Raw genomic sequence first — 601 nt, 5'->3', positions numbered from 1 at the left:
TCAAACCGCCAGTCTTCAATTCGCTCGTCGATCGCGTCCTCAGCCACAGGCCCGCTGCAGCCCCTGGAATTCCCTCTGCAAACCCACTTCTGGATAAGGAATGTCATAAACCAGGTTACCGTTGGCCCCGCGGTTGGAGAAACCCCTTTGTTGAACTGCCTTATCCCATGCCGCATTGGTTGTTGCAATCGGATCGTCAGTAAAAACGCCGCGTGGGACTTGCCTATTTGGCATGTCCTCTCCATGTCGCATCACATACTCAGGTGCGGTTTCTCCTGTCCTTGGATTGGCCCTTGACCAATCCAAGCATCCACAAGCCGGAGGCGTTTTAGACGTCAGGCCCAGAGGATCAATCCAGCTTATCGGATTCGGCGCGGACTGGGAGACGTTGATCCCACCCGCAAGCCCAATCGGGTCCTTGCTAACGAACCGCCCACTACCCGGATCGTAGTACCGATGCCGGTTGTAATGCAGCCCCGTTTCGCGATCAAAGTACTGCCCCGCAAAGCGCAGCGGATTCGCGATTCCAGCCTTGCGCGCCGCCGCGCTGATCACCTCCCGCGCTTCACCCCACGCCTGGTAGCGTGCCGACCACGCCAGT

The 601-nt window shown here is 58.2% G+C and carries 1 protein-coding gene; it reads right to left on the bottom strand.

The window, feature by feature from the left end; translation table 11 throughout:
- Positions 1-39: 39 nt before the first annotated feature.
- On the bottom strand, positions 40-601 hold a 562-nt coding region (locus tag ACV22V_RS32495), incomplete at its 5' end, for an RHS repeat-associated core domain-containing protein (RefSeq protein WP_448016832.1).

Source organism: Burkholderia sp. AW33-5, from assembly GCF_053427615.1.
This window is presented reverse-complemented; position numbering and strand designations above follow the sequence as displayed.